A 19,574-nucleotide genomic window follows, 5' to 3' on the forward strand; every position below is an offset into this window, starting at 1 on the left:
CCGGAAGCGCCCGCTGGCTGGATGAATACCTTCGAGGATACGCAGCCTGTCAAGCAGGCGCATGCCCAGGCTTCAGAAGAGGAAATAGCGCTGCGCCATCGGCAGCAGCTTCGCCGGTTCGCAGGTCAGCAGGTGCCCATCGGCTCGCACCGCATAGGTCTGCGCGTCGATTTCCATCTTCGGCGCGTAGCCGTTGTGGATCAGGTCCTTCTTTCGCACATTGCGGATGTTCTTCACCGCGCTCAGGTTCTTGGCCAGGCCGTAGCGCTCCTTGATGCCCGAGGCGAGGCCGGCCTGCGAGACGAAGGTCAGGGAGCTCTTCGCGAGCGAGCCGCCGTACGCACCGAACATCGGGCGGAAGTGCACCGGCTGCGGCGTCGGGATCGATGCGCTCGGGTCGCCCATCGCAGCCATCGCGATGGTGCCGCCCTTCAGGATGGTGAAGGGCTTCACGCCGAAGAAGGCCGGCTTCCAGATCACGATGTCGGCCCACTTGCCGACCTCGAGCGAGCCGACCTCGTGCGCGATGCCGTGTGCAATGGCCGGGTTGATCGTGTACTTGGCGACGTAGCGCTTCGCGCGGAAGTTGTCGTTGCGCTCGCTGTCTTCGGGCAGCGTGCCGCGCTGCACCTTCATCTTGTGCGCGGTCTGCCAGGTGCGGATGATCACCTCGCCCACGCGCCCCATGGCCTGGCTGTCGGAACTGAACATGCTGATCGCGCCCAGGTCGTGCAGCACGTCCTCGGCGGCGATGGTTTCCTTGCGGATGCGCGACTCGGCGAAGGCCAGGTCTTCGGCGATGCCGGCATCCAGGTGGTGGCACACCATGAGCATGTCGACGTGTTCGTCGAGCGTGTTCACGGTGTAGGGCATCGTGGGGTTGGTCGACGACGGCAGGAAGTTGGCCTCGCCCACCACGCGCAGGATGTCCGGCGCATGGCCACCGCCCGCGCCTTCTGTGTGGAAGGCGCAGATGGCGCGGCCGCCCACGGCCGCGATGGTGTTCTCGACGAAGCCCGATTCGTTGAGCGTGTCGCTGTGGATCGCCACCTGCGTGTCGGTGGCGTCGGCCACGTCCAGGCAGTTGCTGATCGCCGCGGGCGTGGTGCCCCAGTCTTCGTGCAGCTTGAGGCCGATGACGCCGGCATCGATCTGCTCGTGCAGCGCGTGCGGCAGGCTCGCGTTGCCCTTGCCGAGAAAGCCCAGGTTCATCGGGAACGCATCGGCCGCCTGCAGCATGCGCTCGATGTGCCAGGGGCCGGGCGTGGCGGTGGTCGCGAAGGTGCCCGTGGCGGGACCGGTGCCGCCGCCGAGCATGGTGGTCACGCCCGAGGACAGCGCCTCCTCGATCTGCTGAGGGCAGATGAAGTGGATGTGGCTGTCGATGCCGCCCGCGGTGACGATGTTTCCCTCGCAGCTGATGATCTCGGTGCCGGGGCCGATGACGATGTCCACGCCCGGCTGCACGTCCGGATTGCCGGCCTTGCCGATGGCGGCGATGCGGCCGTCCTTCAGGCCGATGTCGGCTTTCACGATGCCCCAGTGGTCGAGGATGAGTGCGTTGGTGAGCACCGTATCCACGGCGCCTTGCGCGCGGGTGCGCTGCGATTGCGCCATGCCGTCGCGAATCGTCTTGCCGCCGCCGAACTTCACCTCTTCGCCGTAGCCGCCGGCACGCAGCGTGTAGTCGGCCTCCACTTCGATCAAGAGTTCGGTGTCTGCAAGACGGACCCGGTCACCCACGGTGGGGCCGAAGATTTCTGCGTAGGCACGCCTTCCAATGGTCGCCATTTCAGCGTTCCTTTTTTCGTGGGATGCCGCGGAACCGGCTTTGCCGGCCCGCTGGCGTCGCCCCCTGGAAGGGGGTTGGCGAAGCGACACGAAGTGCGCGAAGACTGGGGGTCATGCCAATTTCCCTTGAACCAGGCCGCGAAAGCCGTAGACGATGCGATCGCCCGAGTAGTCGACCAGCTCGACCGTGCGCTGCTGCCCCGGCTCGAAGCGCACCGCGGCACCCGAGGCGATGTTCAGCCGCATGCCGCGCGCGGCCTCGCGGTCGAAGCCGAGCGCGCCGTTGGTTTCGGCGAAGTGATAGTGCGAGCCGACCTGGATCGGCCGGTCGGCGGTGTTCTGCACCACCAGCGTGAGCGTGCGGCGACCGGGGTTGAGCGTGTGCTCGCCGTCGTCGGTGAGGAGTTCGCCGGGTGTCATGGCGATCAGACGGCCTGGGCCAGCAGCGTTGCGCCGAGCACCACGACGGCGGCACCGGCCACGCGCGGCAGCCAGGCGTTGGCATGGCGCAGCGCCCAGCCGAGGGCGATGCCCGCGAGGTGCAGCAACACGGTCGCGCCGACCATGCCGGCCAGCGTGAGGGCGGCACCTTGCGCACTTGCGAGCTCGTGGCCGTGGGCCACGCCGTGGAAGACGGCGAACACGCCGACCAGCGCCATCGCCATGGCCGCCGGCAGGCGAACGCGCGTGGCAACCAGCAGGCCCAGCACCAGCAGCGAGGCCGCGATCATCGGCTCGACCGCCGGCAACTGCACGCCAGCCAGGCCCATCAGCGCGCCCACGAGCAGCATCCCGGCGAAAGCGAGCGGCGCCCACAGCAGATCGGGCCAGGCGCGACGCGCGGCCAGTGCGCTCCAGAGGCCGACCGCGACCATGGCGGCGAGGTGGTCTGCACCGGTCAGCGGATGCAGGAAGCCGGTGGTGAAGCCGTGGTGCAGGCCGCCGTCGACGCCGGTGTGGGCGCTGGCCGCCAGCGGCAGCAGGAGGGCGAGCAGGGCAAGAGTCTTGGAAGTGGTTGTGCGCATGACAGTTCTTTTTCTGGATCGGATCAGACGATGGGCTGGTGCACGGTGACCAGCTTGGTGCCGTCGGGGAAGGTGGCTTCGACCTGGATGTCCGGGATCATTTCGGCGATGCCGTCCATCACGTCGGCGCGGGTGAGGACGCTGCGGCCCTCGCTCATGAGCTCGGCGACGCTCTTGCCGTCGCGGGCGCCTTCCATCACGGCGGCGGAGATCAGGGCAACGGCTTCGGGGTAGTTGAGCTTCAGGCCGCGGGCCTTGCGCCGTTCGGCCAGCAGCGCCGCGGTGAAGATCAGCAGCTTGTCTTTTTCGCGCGGGGTCAGTTCCATGGGAGCGGCATCGGGTGGCTGGAGAAGAGTCGGCCATTATGGGCAAGCCTTCTTCTTTGCAACAGTCGTGCCGGTGAAGCTCCAGGGGCCGCCGCGCACGGCCGCCCGAAGCGGCCGGCCCGCCCCCGGTCGGGGGAAGGAGAAGCGACGCGAAGTGCGCGCAGCCTGGGGGCGAGCAACCATGCAGGCACGAAAGATGCACCGAAACGGTGTGAATCCAGACGCCACGACCCCCACCCCCGACGACGCTCCCCAGCGCATCGTCAAGGTCCGGCGCGACTACAACAGCTGGGTCGCGAGCGAAACGCTCGAGGACTACGCGCTGCGCTACACGCCGCAGCGCTTTCGCAAGTGGTCCGAATGGCGGGTGGCCAACACGGCCTTCGGCGCGGCGTCGTTCCTGATCCTCGAGGCGGTCGGCGCCACGCTGCTGGTGCAATACGGCTTCGCCAACGCCTTCTGGGCGATCCTGGTCACGGGGCTCATCATCTTCCTGGCGGGCCTGCCGATCAGCGTGTACGCAGCGCGCTACGGCATCGACATGGACCTGCTCACGCGCGGCGCCGGCTTCGGCTACATCGGCTCGACGCTCACCTCACTGATCTACGCGAGCTTCACCTTCATCTTCTTCGCGCTCGAGGCGGCGGTGATGGCCTACGCGCTGGAGCTCGCGCTGGGCATTCCGCCGGTCTGGGGGTACCTGGTGTGCGCGCTGGTGGTCATTCCGCTGGTCACGCATGGCGTCTCGGCCATCAGCCGGCTGCAGCTGTGGACCCAGCCGCTCTGGCTGGTGATGCTGGTGGTGCCTTTCGTGTTCGTGCTTGTGCGCGATCCTGGTGCGTTTGCGGGCATCGTGCACTACAACGGGGTCAAGGCGGCCACCAAGGGCTTCGATCTGCACCTGTTTGGCGCTGCCCTGACCGTCGGCATCGCGCTGATCACCCAGATGGGGGAGCAGGCCGACTACCTGCGCTTCATGCCCGCGCGCACCGCCACCACCCGCGGGCGCTGGTGGGCCGGCGTGCTGGCCGGCGGGCCGGGCTGGGTGGTGCTGGGCGTGCTCAAGATGCTGGGCGGGGCGCTCCTGGCCTACCTCGCGATTACGCACATGGTGCCGGTGGAGCGCGCGGTCGATCCGAACCAGATGTATCTCGCGGCCTACGAGTACGTGTTTCCGAACTACGGCTGGGCGGTGGCCGCCACGGCGCTCTTCGTGGTGATCTCGCAGCTCAAGATCAACGTGACCAACGCCTATGCGGGGTCGCTGGCCTGGAGCAATTTCTTCTCGCGCGTGGCGCACAGCCACCCGGGGCGGGTGGTGTGGGTGGTGTTCAACGCGCTCATCGCCTTCATGCTGATGGAGATGAACGTGTTCGAGGCGCTGGGCGACGTGCTCGGCCTCTTCGCCAACATCGCCATCGCCTGGATGATGTCGGTGGTGGCCGACCTGGTCATCAACAAGCCGCTGGGGCTCTCGCCCCCGGGCATCGAGTTCAAGCGCGCGCACCTGTGGGACATCAACCCGGTGGGCGTGGGTGCGATGGCGCTGGCTTCGGTGCTGTCGATCACCGCGCACCTGGGCGTGTTCGGGCCGCTGGCACAGGCGTTCTCGGCGCTGATCGCGCTGGGCACCGCGCTCGTCGCCTCACCGGTGCTGGCGTGGGCGACCGGCGGCAAGTACTACCTGGCGCGAGCATCGGATGCGACCGGCGCGGTGCCCTTCTCGCCGGCCGCAGGCGGGCGCGCGGTGCGCTGGGCGCGCGTCGAGTCGGACGAGAGCGGCAGCTACCAGCGCCTGAAGGTGCAGCACTGCGTGATCTGCGAGCGCGAGTACGAGGGGCCCGACATGGCGCATTGCCCCGCGTACCAGGGCGCGATCTGTTCGCTCTGCTGCACGCTCGATGCGCGCTGCGGCGACCTGTGCAAGCCGCACGCGAGCCTGTCGTCGCAATGGTCGGCCGTGCTGCGCTGGCTGCTGCCGCGCCGCAGCTGGCGCTACCTGGACACGGGTCTCGGGCACTTCCTGCTGCTGATGCTGATCATCGTGCCGCTGCTGGCCGTGGTGTTCGGGGTGCTCTACCAGCAGGAACTGCGGGCGCTTGCAGAAAGCGCCGTGGAGCTTGCCACGCAGGCCGGGGTGTCCGAGGCATGGGCGGGCGTGCAGCAGTCGGCGCTGCGCTCGGGGTTTCTCAAGGCCTACATGGCGCTCCTGGTCATCGCGGGCATCGTGGCGTGGTGGCTGGTGCTTGCGCACCAGAGCCGCAAGGTCGCGCAGGAAGAATCGAACCGCCAGACCCACCTGCTGGTGCGAGAGATCGAACTGCACCGCGAAACCGACCGCGCCCTGCAGGCCGCCAAGCAAACGGCGGAAGAGGCACGCGCCGTCGCCGAACAGGCCCAGCACGCCGCCGACCAGGCCAACCAGGCCAAGAGCCGCTACATCAGCGCCATCAGCCACGAGCTGCGCACGCCGCTCAACAGCATCCTGGGCTACGCGCAGCTGATGGGCGAAGACCATTCCGTGCCGCCGCACCGCCAGCAGGCCGTGGCGGTCATCAAGCGCGGCGGCGAGCATCTGCTCTCGCTCATCGAGGGCACGCTGGCCATCGCGCACATCGAGGCCGGCAAGCTCACGCTGCATGCGCGGCCGATGCGCTTTGCCGACACCATGCGCGAGCTCGCCGACATGTTCGAGCTGCAGGCGGCCGAGAAAGGGCTGCAATTCCGCTTCGAGGCCGCAGGCGCCTTGCCCGAGGTGGTGCGCGCCGACGAGAAGCGCGTGGGCCAGATCCTCATCAACCTGCTGGGCAACGCGATCAAGTTCACCGCGGCGGGGCAGGTCACGCTGCGGCTGGCCTATGCGCGCGAGTTCGCCGCCATCGAGATCGAGGACACGGGCCCGGGCATGACGGCCGCGGACATCGAGCGCATCTTCGAGCCCTTCACGCGCGGCAATGCGGTCGCCTCGTCGGCCCCAGGGGCGGGCCTGGGCCTCACCATCGCCAAGATGCTCACCGACCTGATGGGCGGCGAGATGAAGGTGCAGAGCACGCCGGGCGTGGGGTCGCTGTTCTGCGTGCGGCTCTTCCTGCCGCGCGTGCACGACACGGCGGCGGGCGCGACGAGGCCGGTGCCGGTGGCACGGCCGCGCCGCGGCTATGAAGGCGCGCGCCGGCGCCTCCTGGTGGTCGACAACGAAGAGGCCGACCGCGACCTGCTCGACCACGTGCTCGCGCCGCTCGGCTTCGAGCTGCGCACCGCGGCCAGCGGCCACGATGCGCTCGACCTCGTCGCCGCGGGCTACCGGCCCGACGCGATGTTCGTGGACCTTGCGATGCCCGGCATCGACGGCTGGGAAACCATCCGCCGCGCGCGCAAGCTCGGCCTGGCCGATGCGTGCGTGGCCATCGTCTCGGCCAACGCATTCGACAAGGGCCTGGACAACGACGTGGGCATCGCGCCCGAGGACTTCTTCGTGAAGCCGGTGCGCCACACCGAGCTGCTCGACTGGCTCGAGCGCCGGCTCGGCCTGAAATGGACCGACACCGCCGCCGCGTTGCCGCCGGCGGCCGCGCCGAAGGCGATGCAGCCGCCCTCGCGCGAGCGGCTGCGCGCACTCGACGAAGCGGTGAGCCTGGGCTACTTTCGCGGCATCATGAACCAGCTGGACGACATCGACACCGAACAGCCAGAGTGCATGGCCTGGACCGAGGCGCAGCGCGTGCTCGCGCGCCAGTTCCAGTTCGAGGCCATGAGCCGTGCGCTGGCCGAAGCAGTGAGTGCGCCATGACCTCGACCCCTTCGACCCCACCAACCCCGATGGAACCGTCTCCCCTGGCCCGGGCGCTGCGCGACGAAGGCGTCAACAGCGACCTCGTGCTGATCGTGGACGACGTGCCCGACAACCTCGCCGTGCTGCACGACGCGCTCGACGAATCGGGCTACACCGTGCTCATTGCCACCAGCGGCGAGCAGGCGCTGCAGCGCGCCGCGCAGGCGCGGCCCGACATCGTGCTGCTCGACGCGATGATGCCGGGCATCGACGGCTTCGAGGTGGCGCGGCGGCTCAAGGCCGATGCGGCCACCGCGCACATTCCCATCGTGTTCATGACGGGCCTCACCGAAACCGAGCACCTCGTGGCCGCGCTGGAGGCGGGCGGCGTCGACTACGTCACCAAGCCCATCAAGCCCAAGGAAGTGCTCGCGCGCATGAACGTGCACCTGCAGGGCGCGCGCCGCGCGCGTCAGGACGCGCGGCAGGCCGGGCAGGCGCGCAATGCGCTCGATGCCTTCGGCTACGCGAGCATCACCGTGCGGTTGCCCGAGGGCCGGCTGATCTGGCAGACGGCCTTGGCGCGCGACCTGCTGCATCGCTACTGCGAAACGCGCGCCCCCGAGACGCCGCCGGCGGTGCTCGAATGGCTGCTGCGTCACACGCCCGATGCGCGCCAGCGTGGCATCGAGCCGCCGGCGCTTTCCATCGTGCATGGCGCGAGCAGCCTCACGCTGCGCCTGCACCAGCAGACCGGGCAGGACGACGACGGCGACGAGTGGATGATCATCATGCGCGAGGTGTCCGACACCGGCGTGATCGAGGCGATGAGCCTGAGCCTGAAGCTCACCGCGCGCGAGGCCGAGGTGCTGTACTGGGTGGTCAAGGGCAAGACCAACAAGGACATCGGCGAGATCCTGGGCAGCAGCCCGGCCACGGCCAAGAAGCACCTGGAGCGGGTGTACGTGAAGCTGGGCGTGGAGACGCGAACCGCCGCGGCCGGCGTGGCCATCAAGCGCATCCGCGAGCTGCAGCCCCAGTTCGAGATCTGAACCAGCCCCTGGCGTCTCGCTGCGGCGCGTCACCGCGCCGACTTTCCGTCTCCCTAGAATGGTCCGAGGGCCCTGGGATGCGCGATGAAGAACAGGCAGAGAACAACAATCCGACGATCGAGCCGCGGCTGGCTGCTGATGGCTTCCTGCGCGCTGGCGAGCATGGGCGCGCAGGCCGCGGGCCATTTCGACGTGGACGATGCCGGCATGCTCGATCCCGGCCAGTGCCAGTACGAGACCTGGTGGGGCCGCACTGGCGTGGAGCCGGTCACCGGCTTTCACTTCGGGCCCGCCTGCCGGGTCGGCCCTGTCGAGCTGGGGCTGAACTTCGACCGGCTCTCTGTGCAGGGCGTTCGCTCGGTCACCGGCGGACCGCAGCTCAAATGGACCTTCCTCGGACAGGCCGGCGACGCGCCGCTCAGCGCAGCCGTGTCGATGGGCACCGTGTCAGACCTCAAGCACGGCGGGCGCATCGGCGGGCAGTTCGTCGTGCCCGTCACCTGGCGCCCGGCCGCAAGCCTGCAGCTTCATGCCAATCTCGGCGCCGATTGGGCGCAGGGCACCGGCGCGCGCACGCCGCGCGGCGGCCTGGCGGTCGAGTGGGCCCTTGACGATGCCGTCTCGCTGATCGCGGAGCGCAATCGCGCATCGGGCGTCTGGACGTCGCGCATCGGCGGCCGCTTCAGCCTCACGCCGCTCATCAGCGTGGACATCAGCGCCTCGCGCACCCGGCCGGCTGGCGGGCGCAGCGTGACCGGTTTCGTGGTCGGCCTGAACCACGAGTTCACCTGGAAGTGAACTGCCTGACGCCTAGCGCAGATGGCGCTGCATGCGCTTCTCGTCCTCCGCCAGCTGCAGCCGCATGAGCGAGAGAAAATCGCGCGCCGTCGCCGAGAGCACCTTGCCTGCCGGCAGGGCGAGGATGCAGGTGAAGTGCACGTCGATCGACAGCCGGCGCACCACCAGCCCGCGCTCCACGTAGTCGAGCGCGGTGATCGGATTGACCAGCCCCACGCCCAGGCCGCGCAGCGCCATCTCGCACACGCTGGCCGCATAGGGCGTCTGCACCAGCACGCGCGGCGCCACGCCGTACGGCGCGAGCGCGGCCTCCAGCCGCTGGTGCGAGGGGTCTTCGGGGTTGAGCGCCAGAAAGGGCGCCTCCGCCAGCTGCTCCGGCTCGACGGTCTTGAAGCGTGCGAGCGCGTGGCCCTCCGGCATCACGACCACGCCGGGAAGGCGCGAGAAGGTCGAGTGGTCGATGCCTTCGAGCGAGAGTTCGTCAGCCATGAGCCCGAAGTCGGAGATGCCCATCGCCACCCGGTCGCGCACGTCCTTGGAGCTGAGCACCTGCAGCGACACCTGCGGCCAGGGGCTCGCGCCGCGGTGCGCCTTCAGGCGGGCGAGGGCGCGCGGCATGAAGCCCAGGCCGTAGGCCGGAAAGCAGCTGAGTTCCAGTTGCGTAACGCCGAAATCGCGCAGGCTCCGCACGCGGTGCTCGATGGCGTCCATGCCGATGAAGACACGTTCCACCTCGATCCACAGCGCGCGCGCCTCGGGTGTGGGCACCAGCCGCCCGCCCGCGCGCTGGAACAGCAGCATGCCGGCCTGCGCCTCCAGCCGCTTGAGCGACTGGCTGATGGCGGGCTGCGTCACGTGCAGCAAGGCGGCGGCCTTGCGGGTCGAACTGCCGCGCATCAGGGCCCGGAAGGTCTCGATTTCGGCGAATCGCATCGATGGCCACCGATAAGTTTATTTATCGATTGAGTATCTGGAGTTGCGTAATTTTATTTCCGAATGCATAAGATTTGGTCACCACTTCCAAACCTCCTCCCCGTGACGCCCTCGCCAGTTCTGGATTTCAAGTTCGCGGCCTTGCCCGCGGACTCCTCGGCCCTTCCTCCGGGGAACGCCGCGGCCGGCGCCCTGGCGCGGACGCTCAAGCCGGTGCGCAACCCGCGTTTGCGGGGCTTGCAGTGCCTGCGCTGCGATGCGCTCTACCCGGTCACGCTGACGCACGACGGCTGTCCGGCCTGCAAGCGCGCGGGCTTCCACGTCGCGCTGCGCGCAAGCTACCTGCCCGAATTGACGGAGGGCCCCGATGCGATCCCGATGCCCTACGCGCCGGGCTTCACCCTCGGCGAAGGCCACACGCCGATGCAGGAGATGCCGGAGCTGGCCCGGCACTTCGATGTCGCGCGGCTCGGCCTCAAGGACGAATCGAGCAACCCCACCGGCTCCCACAAGGACCGCATGACGGCGGTCGGCGTGGCGCAGGCGCTGGACTTCGGCGCCCACACGCTGGTGCTCGCCTCGTCGGGCAACGCCGCGGTGTCGGCGGCGCACTACGCATGGGCGGCGGGCCTGCGCTGCGAGGTGGCCACTTATGAAGGCATGCCGGCCACCTACACGCGGCAGCTCGATGCGCTAGGCGCGCGGCGCTACATGTTTGCCGACAACGCGGGCCGCTGGGCGTTCGTGCGCGAGCGCTCGCAGTACCCCGGCTACTTCGCGCTGACCAACTACCGGCTGCCCGCGCTCGGCAGCGCGCCGCTGGCCATCGAGGGCTACAAGGCCATCGCAACCGAGTGCGTGGCTGACGCCGGCCTGCCGGACCACATCGTGATCCCGACCGCGCGCGGCGATCTCGCCTGGGGCATCTACGCGGGCTTTCGCGACCTCATGGCCGCGGGGCGCATTCCGCGCCTGCCGCGGCTGTGGCTGGTGGAGCCGTTCCCGCGCCTTTCGCGCGTGTTCGCGGGCGGCGCGATCAACGGCAGCTACCCCGGCCACACCGCGCAGTTCTCGACGGCGGGCGCCACCGTCACCTATCTGCAGTGGCAGGCCGCCTCGGCCACAGGCGGCGGCGCGGTGGTGGTGAGCGACGAAGAAGCCCGCGCGGCGCGGCGTCTGCTTACGGCGGCCGGCGTGAGCGCCGAACTTTGCGCGGCCGGCGGCCTGGCCGCGCTGCACCAATTGCGCGAGACGAATGCCATCGCAGCCGATGCGCACGTCGTGCTGATGCTCACCGCGAACGCGTCGAGCGACCCGAGCTGGCCCGACCCGGCCGTCTGACCCCTCAAAGGAGCCACCATGCCGACGATGCATCGCCGGGCCTTTCTGGCCGCCGGCTCTACAGCCCTGCTCGCTGCAACCCAACCTGCGTGGGCTGCCTACCCCGAGCGGCCTATCAAGCTCGTCGTGCCGTGGGCCGCGGGCGGCAGCACCGATGCCATCGCGCGCGCCATGGCACAGCGCATGAGCCAGACCATCGGCAGCCCGGTGATCGTGGACAACCGGCCCGGCGCGGCCGGGATGATCGGCACCGACGCGGCCGCCAAGGCCGCGCCCGACGGCTACACCATCGCCATCGTCGAGCTGCCGCATGCGATCGCGCCGGCAGTGACGGCCAGGTTGCCGTACGACCTGCTGCGCGACTTCACGCCCGTGACCATGATCGGCACCTCGCCGCTGGTGTTCTTCGCGGGCATGGACGAGGACAGCAAGGACTTCAGGACCTTCCTGAAGACGGCCGCCGCGAAGGCGTCGCCACCTGCCATTGCGCACAGCGGCGCGGGCACGGTGAGCCATCTCGCGGCCGAGATGCTCGCGAGCCGCACGAAGATCCGTTTCAACATGGTCCCGTACAAGGGCTCGGCGCCGGCGCTGACCGACGTGGCGGCCGGCACGGTGGCCGGCCATTTCGCGACGCTGGCCAGCGGCTCCAGCCTTGCGGGCGGCAACAGGATCCGGCCGCTGCTCGTCACGAGCACGCAGCGCGTGGCCATCGCCGGATTGCAGAACGTGCCCGCGCTGGCTGAGAACAACCTCAAGGGCATGGAGATCGACCAGTGGTGGGCGATGGTCGCGCCGGCCACCACGCCGCTGGAGGTGATCGAGAAGCTGCGCCGGGAAGCCATTGCGGCGCTCGAGCATCCCTCGGTGAAGGAGCGGATGTCGGTGCTCGGTGTGCAGATGAAGGGTTCGACGCCGGGCGAACTGCGCGCGTTCCTGCGTTCGGAGGCCGAGCGCTGGCAGAAGGTGGCGCACGAGGTCGGCCTGCAGCCGCAGTAGCGCCCGCTCGCTGCTACTTCGCGTCGCTGTAAACCGTGGCGCGCGAGACGCCCATGTGCGCCGCGGCGATCTCGGCGCCGCGGCGGATTTCGAGAAAGCCCGCCTTCTTCAGTTCCTGCACGAGCTGCCTGCGATCCGCGGGCTTGAGCGACCGCGAGGTGGTCGCTCGCGACGCGGCGAACTCGTCGATGCGCGCATGGATGCGCTCCGAGTGGCCCGCCCCCGTATCGAGGCTCTCGTGCACTTCGCGGTCGTCGATGCGCGTGAACTGCGAGATCGCGCCCTGGAAGCTCTGGAACAGCGTGAGGTCCACGTTCAGGCACAGCGCGGCCACGTATTCACCGCTCTCGTCCTTCACGCCGATGGACGTGCTCTTGACCTTGCGGCCGTCGGAAAAAGTGTTGGCGTAGTTCGTGATCACCGCGGGGTATTCGGGATCGCGGATGCGTGCCAGGCCCAGCTCGGTGACCGACTGTCCCACCTGCCGGCCGCTCAGGTTGTTCTCGATCGCGTAGATCGCGTTCTTCGGATTGCTCAGGTCGTGCACCACGACCTCGCAGAAGGGCGCAAAGGTCTCGCCGAGGCCCTCGGCCATGTTGCGCAGCATCTCCAGGAGCTGCTTGTTGGACTTCTTCTTCATGGCGCGAATGTATCCAGTTCTGGACGAAGAATCCAAACTGTACGGAAAGTCCATATTTGGATATATTATCCAAACCTAGAAAGATCCTCCAGGAGAACCCGCGCATGACACGCCAGGAAGCCGCACGCTACATCGACCCCCGCACCGGCCGCTATCACGACCTCACCGAACGCCGCTGGCGCTCCGACGACGGTCATCCGATGATGGTGACGCCGCTCCCCGGCATCACGCGGGGCGACATCGATTCGCGCGAGCGCTCGGTGTGGCGCTACCGCGCGGCGCTGCCGGTGGCGATCGACAAGCCGGTGAGCCTGGGCGAAGGCTGTACGCCGCTGCTGCAAAAGCGCTGGGGCGGGTTCGAGCCGCACTTCAAGCTCGAATGGTTCAACCCGACCTGCAGCTTCAAGGACCGCGGCGCGGCCGTGATGATTTCGTTCCTGCGCCAGCTGGGCATCGACGCGGTGCTGGAAGACAGCTCGGGCAACGGCGGCGCGGCCATTGCCGCCGCCGGTGCCGCGGCGGGCATCAAGGTGAAGGTGCTCGCGCCCAGCTACACGCCGGCGCCCAAGGTGGCGCAGATCCGCGCCTTCGGCGCCGAGGTGCAACTGGTGCCGGGGCCGCGCGAGGAGTCGGAATACGAGGCGGTGCGCCAGTCCGAGTCGATCTTCTACGCGAGCCACAACTGGCATCCGTTCTTCCTGCAGGGCACGAAGACGCTGGCCTATGAATTGTGGGAAGACCTGGGATTCGTCGCGCCCGACAACGTGGTGATTCCGGCCGGCGCCGGCAGCAATGTGCTCGGATGCTGGATCGGCTTCAAGGAGCTGCTGGCCGCGGGGCAGATCGCGAAGCTGCCGCGGATCTTCGTGGCGCAGCCGCTGAACTGCTCGCCCATCGACGCGAGCTTCGTCGCGGGCGTGGACACGCTGGTCGACCGCATCGTGAAGCCGACGATCGCCGAGGGCACCGCCATCAAGCGGCCCGTGAGGCTGCAGGAGATTCTTCAGGCGCTGCGCGAGACCAACGGCAAGACGGTGGCGCTGACCGAAGAAGAGATCGCTGCGGCGGTATGCCGGCTGGCTTCGGCGGGTCTCTATGCCGAGCCGACTTCCGCAACGGCGGCCGCGGCCATCGACGTGCTGGCCCAGCGTGGTGACATCAAGGCCAGCGAAACCACGGTGGTGCTGCTGACAGGCACCGGCCTGAAGTCGACGCAGTTCATGACCGAGCTCTTCGGCGGCGCCGCCGCCTGAGCTGCCGATCTACCAGGGCCAGGCCAGGCGCGTGCCTGTGCCCGTGGCCGCCGCGCGTTCGTGAAGAAGGCGCGCGACGGTCAGGTCCTGGAGCGCGAGGCCGGTCATGTCGAACACGGTGATGTCGCCTGGAGCGCGCTCGAAAGACGTCTTGCCGCTCAGCAGGTCGCCCAGTTCGACGTTCGCGGTGTCGGGCGCCCACTGGGTTTCGCCGATCTGCTGTGCCTGCGTGCGGTCGTCGACGAAAAGGCGAGTGCGAACCAGCAGGCCTTCGGGAAGTTCGCGTTTGCCTCGGGTGTCGGCGCCGACGCAGTTCAGGTGGGTGCCGGGTTGCACGGCGTCCAGATCGAACAACGCGCCGCCGCCTGGCGTGGCGGTGATCACGATGTCGCTTTGCGCGACCGCGGCGTTGCGGTCGGCGGCGGGTGCGATGTGGCAACGGGGCGCGAAGGTTTCTTCGAACGCGGCATTGCGCTGTCCATTGGCGCTCACGTAGCGCACCTCGCGCAGCGAGGGCACGAGGCGCAATGCGAAGTCGAGCTGGATGCGCGCCTGCACGCCGGTGCCGAAGATGCAAAGCCGCGTGCTGTCGGGTCGCGCGAGTTGCTGCAGGCCGAGCCCGCCCGCGGCGCCGGTGCGCACGGTCGTGATCGCATTGCCGTCGATCACGCACAGCGGCCGGCCCGTGGCGGGGTCAATCAGGAGGATCGTCGCCTGGTGCGGCTCGCCGCCGCGCTGCCGGTTGGCGGGCCAGAAGCCGGCGGCCTTGAAGCCGAGCAGGCCCTGTGCCTGCACGTCGCCCGACTTGATGCCGAACACGCCGCCCGTGGAGAGCGGCTCGCGCACGACCGGGAAGACGCGGCCCTCGCGGTCGCTGTGGAGAACGAAGGCCTCGCGCACGGCCTGGAGCACGTCGTCGGGGGAGAGGAGGGCGTTGACCTGGTGTTTGTCGAGCAGCAGGAGCAGCGCGTCGGCGGGCGACGTCGAAGGTGTCATCTGGAAATATTATCTACTTCCAGACAAAAAATCAATTGGAAGGGCTGTCGAGTCGGATCAGCGGCCTGTGTGGACCTTGATCCGGATCGTCGCCACGTCCCAGCCCCGGTTCTTGAGCCGCGTGACGAGCATCGGCGCCAGCTGGCGCAGCTTGGCGGCCGCGGCGCTGCCCTTGACCAGCAGGCACCACACGTCGCCCTCGGCAGGGCCCGCTTGCACGGCTCCGCGCATGGCCGGGGGGATGAGCCCTTCGACGGCTTTCAGGCGCTCGGCGCTGTCGCGCGCGCGCGCCATCAGGCCGCCCAGCGTGGGCGAGCCTTCTGCAGCCTGGTGCAGGCTGATGGCGGGGGCGAGGCGGCGATACATGGGTAATCCGGTAGGTCGTAACAAGACAGCTAAAATGCCCGGTTTGCCGGCGTTCGCGCCGGAAAAAAGGCTGCTCAACGTCGAACTTGATTTCGAAACGAGCGCGCCCAACTGCTTTCACCATATCTTAGGGAATCCGGTCGCAGTGCCTGTCGTGTCAGGCGCCCGCCCATCTCCACCCAATGGCAACCAACTTCCTGACCCAGATCTTCGGCAGTCGCAACGACCGGCTCCTCAAGCAGTATCGCAAGACGGTGGAACGCATCAATGCGCTCGAACCCGAGTTCGAGAAGCTCAGCGACGACGCGCTGCGCGCCAAGACGCAGGAGTTCAAGGACCGCGTGGCCAAGGGCGAAACCCTCGACGCGCTGCTGCCGGAAGCCTTCGCCACGGTGCGCGAAGGCTCCAAGCGCATCATGAAGATGCGCCACTTCGACGTCCAGCTGCTCGGCGGCATGGCGCTGCATAACGGCAAGATCTCCGAAATGCGCACCGGCGAAGGCAAGACGCTGACCGCCACGCTCCCGGTGTACCTGAATGCGCTGTCCGGCAAGGGCGTGCACGTGGTCACGGTGAACGACTACCTGGCAAGCCGCGACGCCAAGTGGATGGGCCGGCTCTATAACTTCCTGGGCCTCACGGTGGGCATCAACCTTCCGCAGATGCCGCGCGAGGAAAAGCAGGAAGCCTACGGCAGCGACATCACCTACGGCACCAACAACGAATACGGCTTCGACTACCTGCGCGACAACATGGTGTACGAGCCGGGCGACCGGGTCCAGCGCGTGCTGAACTACGCGATCGTCGACGAGGTCGACTCGATCCTGATCGACGAAGCCCGCACCCCGCTGATCATCAGCGGCCAGGCCGAAGACCACACCGACCTCTATCTCGCCATCAACAAGGTGGTGCCGCTGCTCAAGAAGCAGGAAGGCGAAGCCGACCCCCGCACGGGCGAAGGCGTCACGGTGCCCGGCGACTTCACGGTCGACGAGAAGACGCACCAGGTGTTCCTGACCGAAGACGGCCACGAGAACGCCGAGCGCATCCTGGGCGAGCTCAAGCTGATTCCCGAGGGCGCTTCGCTCTACGACCCGGCCAACATCACGCTGATGCATCACCTGAATGCAGCGCTGCGCGCCCGTCACCTGTACCACCGCGACCAGCATTACGTGGTGCAGCAGGGCGAAGTGACCATCGTCGACGAATTCACCGGCCGCCTCATGACGGGGCGCCGCTGGAGCGACGGCCTGCACCAGGCCGTCGAAGCCAAGGAAGGCGTCGAGATCCAGGCCGAGAACCAGACGATGGCCTCGATCACCTTCCAGAACTACTTCCGCCTGTACGGCAAGCTGGCCGGCATGACCGGCACGGCGGACACCGAGGCCTACGAGTTCCAGGAAATCTACGGCCTCGAGACGGTCATCATCCCGCCCAACCGCATCAGCAAGCGCGAAGACCAGCTGGACCGCGTCTACAAGACGACGCGCGAGAAGTACGAGGCCGCCATCCAGGACATCCGCGAGTGCTACGAGCGCGGCCAGCCGGTGCTGGTGGGCACCTCGTCCATCGAGAACTCGGAAATCATCGACGGCTTGCTCACGCAGGCGGGCCTGCCGCACCAGGTGCTCAACGCCAAGCAGCATGCGCGCGAAGCCGACATCGTGGCGCAGGCCGGCCGCACGAAGATGATCACCATCGCGACCAACATGGCCGGTCGCGGCACCGACATCGTGCTGGGCGGCAACATCGAGAAGATGATCGAGGCGATCGAGACCGACGAAGGCCGCGACGAAGCGACCAAGCAGGCCGACATCGCGCATGTGCGCGAGGAGTGGACCAAGGACCACGAATTCGTCAAGTCGCTCGGCGGCCTGCGCATCATCGCCACCGAGCGCCACGAATCGCGCCGCATCGACAACCAGCTGCGCGGCCGTTCGGGCCGCCAGGGCGACCCGGGCTCCTCGCGCTTCTACCTGAGCCTGGACGATCCGCTGATGCGCATCTTCGCGGGCGACCGCGTGAAGGCGATCATGGACCGCCTGAAGATGCCCGATGGCGAAGCCATCGAGGCGGGCATCGTCACGCGCAGCATCGAGAGCGCGCAGCGCAAGGTCGAGGCGCGCAACTTCGACATCCGCAAGCAGCTGCTCGAATACGACGACGTCTCGAACGACCAGCGCAAGGTGATCTACCAGCAGCGCAACGACATCCTGGACGCAGGCGACCTCACGGCGCAGATCGCAGCGCTGCGCGAAGGCTGCTTCATGGACCTGGTGCGCCAGTACGTGCCGGCCGAATCGGTCGAGGAGCAGTGGGACCTGGAAGGCCTGGAGAAGACGCTCTTCACCGAGTGGGGCCTGGACATGCCGCTCAAGAAGGAGGTCGAGGCCTCCGACGCGATCTCCGACGAGGACGTGCTCGAGAAGGTGGTCAAGGCCGCCAACGAGACCTTCGACGCCAAGCTGGCGCTGATTGGCCAAGACAATTTCACCCAGTTCGAACGCATGGTGCTGCTGCAGAGCATCGACACCCACTGGCGCGAACACCTGGCCTCGCTGGACTACCTGCGCCAGGGCATCCACCTGCGCGGCTATGCGCAGAAGCAGCCCAAGCAGGAATACAAGCGCGAAGCCTTCGAGCTCTTCGGCCAGCTGCTCGATTCGGTGAAGAACGAAGTCACGCGCCAGCTCATGACGGTGCGCGTGCAGTCGGGCGAACAGCTCGAGGAAGCCGCCGAAGCCATGGAAAGCCGCGGCGAGAACGTGGCCAACATCACCTACAGCGCGCCGACCGAGACCGGCGAGGTCGAGGTGCGTGTCGACGAGGAAAGCCAGCGTCGCCTCGCGGCCGTCGGTGCCGGCGCCCTGAGCGCCGAGGCCGCTGCGTTTGCCCGCGTCGGCCGCAACGATCCGTGCCCTTGCGGCAGCGGAAAAAAATACAAGCAGTGCCACGGCAAGCTGAGCTGACGTCCCGAACCTTTCATTGAGAGAACCCCATGCCCGTGAACCTGTCCGCCCCTGATCCTGCCGCCTTGTTCGCGGTGCCCGGCGTCCGTATCGGCGTGGCCGAAGCGGGCGTGCGAAAGGCCAACCGCAAGGACCTGACCGTCGTGCTGATCGACGAAGGCTCGGCGGTCGGCGGGGTGTTCACCCAGAACCGTTTCTGCGCCGCGCCGGTGCAGGTCTGCCGCGATCACTTGGCCGCCAACTACGGCATTCGCGCGATGGTGATCAATACCGGCAACGCCAATGCCGGCACGGGTGAAGACGGGCTGATGCGCACGCGCTCCACCTGCATCGCGCTCGCGCGCAAGCTGGAGATCGCACCCGAGCAGATCCTGCCGTTCTCGACGGGCGTGATCATGGAGCCGCTGCCGGTGGACCGCATCGAGGCGGGACTGCCCGCGGCGCTCGCCGACGCTTCCGAAAACCACTGGGCCCGTGCCGCCGAAGGCATCATGACCACCGACACGATCCCGAAGGCGTTCAGCCAGAAGGTGCAGATCGGCGGCGCCACCGTCACCATCACCGGCATCAGCAAGGGCGCCGGCATGATCCGCCCGAACATGGCGACCATGCTCGGCTTCATGGCGACCGACGCGAAGATCGACGCTTCGCTGATCCAGCCGCTGGCCAAGCTCCTGGCCGACGGCTCGTTCAACCGCGTGACCATCGATGGCGACACCTCGACCAACGATTCGTTCGTCGTCATCGCCACGCAGAAGGCGGCGCACGCGACCATCACCTCGCTCGAATCTGTCGAAGGCCAGGCCCTCGTGGCCGCCATGCAGAACGTGGCGCGCCTCCTGGCGCAGGCCATCGTGCGCGACGGCGAAGGCGCGACCAAGTTCATCACCATCCAGGTCGAAGGCGGCCGGGATGCTGCCGAATGCAAGCAGGTCGCGTACGCGATCGCGCATTCGCCGCTGGTGAAGACCGCGTTCTACGCCAGCGACCCGAACCTCGGCCGCATCCTGGCGGCCGTCGGCTATGCAGGCATTGCCGACCTCGACCAGACCGGCATCGACCTGTTCCTGGACGACGTGCACGTGGCCGTGAAGGGCGGGCGCAACCCGTCGTACCGCGAGGAAGACGGCCAACGCGTGATGAAGCAGAGCGAGATCACGGTGCGCGTGGGCTTGGGCCGCGGCACGGCCAGCGAAACCGTCTGGACCTGCGACTTCAGCCACGAATACGTGACGATCAACGCCGATTACAGATCATGATGACCCCCACGCTCCGCACTTCGTGTCGTCGCTGCCCCCCGAGGGGGGGCTCAA

General features: G+C 68.0%; 16 protein-coding genes. 8 read left to right on the top strand and 8 right to left on the bottom strand.

The genetic code is table 11. The features are described 5' to 3' along the window. Positions 1-72 precede the first annotated feature (72 nt). The 4 genes from ureC to RT97_RS11325 form a co-directional block, all read right to left on the bottom strand. Positions 73-1,791, bottom strand: a complete 1,719-nt coding sequence (ureC, locus tag RT97_RS11310) for an urease subunit alpha (RefSeq protein WP_042578878.1) — start codon at positions 1,789-1,791, stop codon at positions 73-75. A gap of 111 nt (positions 1,792-1,902) precedes the next feature. Continuing rightward, entirely contained in the window at positions 1,903-2,211 is a 309-nt protein-coding gene (locus RT97_RS33615) for an urease subunit beta (protein ID WP_042578879.1), read from the bottom strand. 5 nt (positions 2,212-2,216) lie between these two features. After that, a complete protein-coding gene (locus RT97_RS11320) occupies positions 2,217-2,816 on the bottom strand; it encodes a HupE/UreJ family protein (protein WP_042578880.1) in 600 nt (199 codons plus the stop codon). 23 nt (positions 2,817-2,839) lie between these two features. Then, positions 2,840-3,142 carry an urease subunit gamma gene (locus RT97_RS11325; RefSeq protein WP_042578881.1) on the bottom strand — a complete coding sequence of 101 codons (303 nt, stop codon included), beginning with the start codon at positions 3,140-3,142 and terminating at the stop codon, positions 2,840-2,842. Between the two features lie 196 nt (positions 3,143-3,338). Here RT97_RS11325 and RT97_RS11330 point away from each other — a divergent pair, with 196 nt between their 5' ends. The 3 genes from RT97_RS11330 to RT97_RS11340 all read left to right on the top strand — a co-directional run bounded on the left by RT97_RS11330 (position 3,339) and on the right by RT97_RS11340 (position 8,764). After that, positions 3,339-6,932, top strand: a complete 3,594-nt coding sequence (locus tag RT97_RS11330) for a hybrid sensor histidine kinase/response regulator (protein WP_042578882.1) — start codon at positions 3,339-3,341, stop codon at positions 6,930-6,932. Between the two features lie 29 nt (positions 6,933-6,961). Continuing rightward, positions 6,962-7,966 carry a response regulator transcription factor gene (locus RT97_RS11335; RefSeq protein WP_042578883.1) on the top strand — a complete coding sequence of 335 codons (1,005 nt, stop codon included), beginning with the start codon at positions 6,962-6,964 and terminating at the stop codon, positions 7,964-7,966. Between the two features lie 138 nt (positions 7,967-8,104). Then, a complete protein-coding gene (locus RT97_RS11340) occupies positions 8,105-8,764 on the top strand; it encodes a hypothetical protein (RefSeq protein ID WP_172672190.1) in 660 nt (219 codons plus the stop codon). Positions 8,765-8,776: 12 nt separating this feature from the next. Here RT97_RS11340 and RT97_RS11345 read toward each other — a convergent pair whose 3' ends face one another. Next, positions 8,777-9,697 carry a LysR substrate-binding domain-containing protein gene (locus RT97_RS11345; RefSeq protein ID WP_042578884.1) on the bottom strand — a complete coding sequence of 307 codons (921 nt, stop codon included), beginning with the start codon at positions 9,695-9,697 and terminating at the stop codon, positions 8,777-8,779. 102 nt (positions 9,698-9,799) lie between these two features. On the opposite strand from RT97_RS11345, the gene RT97_RS11350 reads away from it, so the two are divergent. Continuing rightward, positions 9,800-11,038 carry a threonine synthase gene (locus RT97_RS11350; RefSeq protein ID WP_253278209.1) on the top strand — a complete coding sequence of 413 codons (1,239 nt, stop codon included), beginning with the start codon at positions 9,800-9,802 and terminating at the stop codon, positions 11,036-11,038. Between the two features lie 18 nt (positions 11,039-11,056). Further along, on the top strand, positions 11,057-12,037 hold the full coding sequence (locus RT97_RS11355) for a Bug family tripartite tricarboxylate transporter substrate binding protein (protein WP_042578885.1): 981 nt from the start codon (positions 11,057-11,059) through the stop codon (positions 12,035-12,037). 13 nt (positions 12,038-12,050) lie between these two features. Here RT97_RS11355 and RT97_RS11360 read toward each other — a convergent pair whose 3' ends face one another. Beyond that, positions 12,051-12,677, bottom strand: a complete 627-nt coding sequence (locus RT97_RS11360) for a helix-turn-helix transcriptional regulator (protein WP_042578886.1) — start codon at positions 12,675-12,677, stop codon at positions 12,051-12,053. 104 nt (positions 12,678-12,781) lie between these two features. Here RT97_RS11360 and RT97_RS11365 point away from each other — a divergent pair, with 104 nt between their 5' ends. After that, positions 12,782-13,930, top strand: coding sequence for a threonine synthase (locus tag RT97_RS11365; protein WP_042578887.1), 1,149 nt, complete (start codon positions 12,782-12,784; stop codon positions 13,928-13,930). A gap of 9 nt (positions 13,931-13,939) precedes the next feature. On the opposite strand, the gene RT97_RS11370 is transcribed toward RT97_RS11365, so the two are convergent. Both RT97_RS11370 and RT97_RS11375 read right to left on the bottom strand, forming a co-directional pair. Continuing rightward, on the bottom strand, positions 13,940-14,926 hold the full coding sequence (locus RT97_RS11370) for an ornithine cyclodeaminase family protein (RefSeq protein WP_042578888.1): 987 nt from the start codon (positions 14,924-14,926) through the stop codon (positions 13,940-13,942). A gap of 57 nt (positions 14,927-14,983) precedes the next feature. After that, entirely contained in the window at positions 14,984-15,292 is a 309-nt protein-coding gene (locus RT97_RS11375; protein WP_013543214.1) for a hypothetical protein, read from the bottom strand. A 182-nt stretch (positions 15,293-15,474) separates the two neighbouring features. Here RT97_RS11375 and secA point away from each other — a divergent pair, with 182 nt between their 5' ends. Next, positions 15,475-18,261, top strand: a complete 2,787-nt coding sequence (secA, locus tag RT97_RS11380) for a preprotein translocase subunit SecA (protein ID WP_042578889.1) — start codon at positions 15,475-15,477, stop codon at positions 18,259-18,261. A gap of 29 nt (positions 18,262-18,290) precedes the next feature. Further along, entirely contained in the window at positions 18,291-19,520 is a 1,230-nt protein-coding gene (argJ, locus tag RT97_RS11385; protein ID WP_042578890.1) for a bifunctional glutamate N-acetyltransferase/amino-acid acetyltransferase ArgJ, read from the top strand. Positions 19,521-19,574 lie beyond the last annotated feature (54 nt).

Source organism: Variovorax paradoxus (assembly GCF_000834655.1).
GTDB lineage: Bacteria > Pseudomonadota > Gammaproteobacteria > Burkholderiales > Burkholderiaceae_C > Variovorax > Variovorax paradoxus_F.

Excerpts from the sequence above, each read along its gene's own strand:
- RT97_RS11365 (WP_042578887.1), top strand. The coding sequence starts at position 12,782 with ATGACACGCCAGGAAGCCGCACGCTACATCGACCCCCGCACCGGCCGC.
- RT97_RS11325 (WP_042578881.1), bottom strand. The coding sequence starts at position 3,142 with ATGGAACTGACCCCGCGCGAAAAAGACAAGCTGCTGATCTTCACCGCG.
- ureC (WP_042578878.1), bottom strand. The coding sequence starts at position 1,791 with ATGGCGACCATTGGAAGGCGTGCCTACGCAGAAATCTTCGGCCCCACC.
- RT97_RS11360 (WP_042578886.1), bottom strand. The coding sequence starts at position 12,677 with ATGAAGAAGAAGTCCAACAAGCAGCTCCTGGAGATGCTGCGCAACATG.
- RT97_RS11330 (WP_042578882.1), top strand. The coding sequence starts at position 3,339 with ATGCACCGAAACGGTGTGAATCCAGACGCCACGACCCCCACCCCCGAC.
- RT97_RS11345 (WP_042578884.1), bottom strand. The coding sequence starts at position 9,697 with ATGCGATTCGCCGAAATCGAGACCTTCCGGGCCCTGATGCGCGGCAGT.
- RT97_RS11355 (WP_042578885.1), top strand. The coding sequence starts at position 11,057 with ATGCCGACGATGCATCGCCGGGCCTTTCTGGCCGCCGGCTCTACAGCC.
- RT97_RS11370 (WP_042578888.1), bottom strand. The coding sequence starts at position 14,926 with ATGACACCTTCGACGTCGCCCGCCGACGCGCTGCTCCTGCTGCTCGAC.
- RT97_RS33615 (WP_042578879.1), bottom strand. The coding sequence starts at position 2,211 with ATGACACCCGGCGAACTCCTCACCGACGACGGCGAGCACACGCTCAAC.
- RT97_RS11375 (WP_013543214.1), bottom strand. The coding sequence starts at position 15,292 with ATGTATCGCCGCCTCGCCCCCGCCATCAGCCTGCACCAGGCTGCAGAA.
- argJ (WP_042578890.1), top strand. The coding sequence starts at position 18,291 with ATGCCCGTGAACCTGTCCGCCCCTGATCCTGCCGCCTTGTTCGCGGTG.
- RT97_RS11335 (WP_042578883.1), top strand. The coding sequence starts at position 6,962 with ATGGAACCGTCTCCCCTGGCCCGGGCGCTGCGCGACGAAGGCGTCAAC.
- secA (WP_042578889.1), top strand. The coding sequence starts at position 15,475 with ATGGCAACCAACTTCCTGACCCAGATCTTCGGCAGTCGCAACGACCGG.
- RT97_RS11320 (WP_042578880.1), bottom strand. The coding sequence starts at position 2,816 with ATGCGCACAACCACTTCCAAGACTCTTGCCCTGCTCGCCCTCCTGCTG.
- RT97_RS11340 (WP_172672190.1), top strand. The coding sequence starts at position 8,105 with ATGGCTTCCTGCGCGCTGGCGAGCATGGGCGCGCAGGCCGCGGGCCAT.